Consider the following 2822-nt stretch of genomic DNA (forward strand, 5'->3'; position numbering starts at 1 on the left):
GTCAGCGTCGTCTTGCCGTGGTCAACGTGACCAATCGTACCAACGTTGACGTGCGGCTTGGTCCGCTCAAACTTTTCCTTGGCCATTTTCAACTCCCGAAAGGAATTTCACATGTTGCGCCGCGCGCAAACAGACACTGACTTTTTACTGCTGGTGCCCATGGGCAGGATCGAACTGCCGACCTCTCCCTTACCAAGGGAGTGCTCTACCACTGAGCCACATGGGCGGTATTACGCTTCAACTACACGGACTGGAGCGGGTGAAGGGAATCGAACCCTCGTCGTAAGCTTGGAAGGCTTCTGCTCTACCATTGAGCTACACCCGCACGGGCCACTAACGATTCCCTACCGCTCTCTGCGCTGATGTTCTGGTGGAGGAGGTTGGATTCGAACCAACGTAGGCGTAAGCCAACAGATTTACAGTCTGCCCCCTTTAGCCACTCGGGCACCCCTCCGTAGAGAACTGACGATTATGGGGGTGCATCGCACTCTTGTCAAGCACATCCGGAAGATTATTTTCATTCTCTTCCAGCGCACCCTGGCGACTCACCCGACACCCGCGCCCACCCGGCTGAGGCAAGCACAAGAGGATCGCCGATCGGCGCCCACATCTTCGTCAGACTCCGTCTTCAGCTTCGATTTGCATCTTCGCTGAAAACGAAAGACCGCCATGATACGACCTCTCACGCATAATGCCAAGCGGGTAAACGCAAAAAATTTGCAATTTCCATGCCGGATGAATCTGCAAGGCTTCCGACGCGAGCCCAGGGGGTAGGTTGATTAATGGCGACACATCAGCACCCCGCCAAACCCGGGACAACCGGCTTCTGCGCGCAAGGGTTTCCGGCAAACGGGGTGCCGAAGCCGGATTCCACGGAAGGCGTCGCCGTTCCCGCTTGCTCCGTTGCGACACCGGAATCGAACCCGGAAAGCACCTAGGGGCCATCTTCGCCCCCTCCCCTCATCACCACTGACGGAAGGCACGCGCGGTACCATCCCGCGTTCCGCGATCATGCCGACCGCTCTCCCGTTTCCCTGCCTCCGCGCGATACCCTGTCGTCCTTCTTGCCTTCGCACTGGTCTTTGCTTCCTCGGTGGCACATGCGGGCACCATCGACAACGCGTGGTGCAGCACGGGAAGGATCGCGGCAGTCCGAGAGCCGACGCTTTCCGGGCGCCACACCGCCAGACGCGCGAAAGGCGCCGCGGCTCGCGCGACGCATGAGACTTTAAAACCGGCCGTCGACGCCGGCTGCTTGTTGGCCACCAGCACGCGGCGACGCCCGCGAGTCACGACTCCGGAAGCGATCGCGTACGCGTGGTTGCCGAACGAGCGTCAACCGACGTTATCGCGGCTGATAGCGACGCTCGCACCTTGCGAGAAGGTCCAACAGCTTGGCCGGCCTAGATGTCTTGGTGCCGCCGATGCGCGACGATCTGCGCCCGCACGCCTGCTGCCACATCGCTTGCGTGTCGCCGTCGTTGCGAACGTTCAACAGTGCAGCGCGCATTGTGTCGAACCGTCCTTTGTGCAAGCCGACCACCATGAATGTCTGGGCGGCCTATCGTGGCAAGGCTGAGCTGTACACGCGCCATCCGACGTGTGGATACGAGTGGAACCTCGTTCAGTCAAGCGCGGAACTGCATCGGCTTTGACCGGGGCGCCTGTACGTCGCCCGGTACGAACCAGACGGCAGGGAAGCCGACATTCAACGCGGGTTCGTCGACATCGACTACTCACTGCCCGGCGATGCTCATGTCGACCCGGAGCCACGGCAGCAGCACGATCCGCCGATTCGCCCGATCGAGCGCTTGGCACTGTGTAGTCCAAGCACTGCATGCACGGTGCGGTCGTCCGGCGTCAACGCGGACGGTACGCATTTCGGATTGATGGGCGAAGGCCGCCACTATTTCGGCGGCGCCGCCTATTCGCTCGTCGAAGAAATTCGCCTCTGCGACGCCTTCGCGCCGATGGAAGGCCTCATGGCGGTTGCGGTCGTCACGCATATGCCGACGGGCGCGCGATCTCGGCCTCGCGCTGTCGCCGAGGCAGCCGTGGATTTGCCCTGAAACGCGCCAATCACACACCAGCACCTCGAAACAGAATCGACGACGTTGCGCGAAGATAAGCGATATACACCAATTAATAGCCCGAGATAATGGACTCCGATTTGCGATGGCTAGACTTGCCGTGCAATGTGCTCGAGGAGGTAAATAACGAGAGAACGACCGGAGGCGTGATCACTTCGAGCATGACGCGGCCATCGGCGGCACCCCGGCGATTGACGGAGCCTTCGGCTGCGCGCAAGGGTGACCCCTGCCGCGCCCCTGGTCGGTTCATCACGGGATGGAAACCGCACGGAGCTCGAAGCCAGTGGCAACCGAGATGATAGACGTGGTAGATCTCGCGGCGCGGGTTCGATGCAGTCAACGATGATGAGGAGCAGGATGCGTCAATGAGCCGCCATCTGCTCAAACAATTCGGCGCCGATCAGACTCTCGCGCTGCGAGCGGTGCAAGACTGGCCGCCCTGGCCGCGGAGTTACCGGCAGCAGCGGGGTCGAGCCACTCGTCCATTCGCGACACGGCGCGCGGCGTACATGAAAGTCCCGCCCGACCAGCCAGCCAGCCAGCCAGCCAGCTTGCTTGCTTGCTTGCTTGCTTGCTTGCTTGCGCCAACGCCAACGCCAACGCCAACGCCAACGCCAACGCCAACGCCCGGCGGTGATTGCACATTTTCTGCGCTGCAAATGCAAAAACCCCCGCCTTTTCGGGCGGGGGTTTCTGGCTTAGGGAGCCTGACGATTACCTACTTTCACACGG

General features: G+C 61.1%; 3 protein-coding genes and 3 tRNA genes. 2 read left to right on the plus strand and 4 right to left on the minus strand.

Annotated elements, in window-relative coordinates; translation table 11 throughout:
- From DIE17_RS36850 to DIE17_RS36865, 4 genes are all read right to left on the minus strand, one after another.
- Window positions 1-86 (minus strand): GTP-binding protein (locus tag DIE17_RS36850; protein WP_039555751.1); only part of this gene is annotated, 86 nt, incomplete at its 3' end.
- A gap of 65 nt (window positions 87-151) precedes the next feature.
- Window positions 152-226 (minus strand) — tRNA-Thr (locus tag DIE17_RS36855).
- 25 nt (window positions 227-251) lie between these two features.
- Window positions 252-325: transfer RNA gene (locus DIE17_RS36860), tRNA-Gly, on the minus strand.
- 43 nt (window positions 326-368) lie between these two features.
- Window positions 369-454 (minus strand) — tRNA-Tyr (locus DIE17_RS36865).
- A gap of 970 nt (window positions 455-1424) precedes the next feature.
- Between DIE17_RS36865 and DIE17_RS36870 the strand changes: the two genes are divergently transcribed.
- Window positions 1425-1655: a hypothetical protein gene (locus DIE17_RS36870; protein ID WP_124524129.1), complete on the plus strand. Its 231-nt coding sequence runs from the start codon at window positions 1425-1427 to the stop codon at window positions 1653-1655.
- 234 nt (window positions 1656-1889) lie between these two features.
- Window positions 1890-2069 (plus strand): hypothetical protein, encoded by a 180-nt coding sequence (locus DIE17_RS36875; RefSeq protein WP_124489880.1) that lies wholly within the window; start codon window positions 1890-1892, stop codon window positions 2067-2069.
- Window positions 2070-2822 lie beyond the last annotated feature (753 nt).

This window comes from Burkholderia sp. Bp9099, assembly GCF_003857805.1.
Lineage (GTDB): Bacteria > Pseudomonadota > Gammaproteobacteria > Burkholderiales > Burkholderiaceae > Burkholderia.

Bases quoted from the DNA above. Each gene is read 5' to 3' on its own strand.
- DIE17_RS36870 (WP_124524129.1), top strand. From the start codon at position 1,425: ATGCGCGACGATCTGCGCCCGCACGCCTGCTGCCACATCGCTTGCGTG.
- DIE17_RS36875 (WP_124489880.1), top strand. From the start codon at position 1,890: ATGGGCGAAGGCCGCCACTATTTCGGCGGCGCCGCCTATTCGCTCGTC.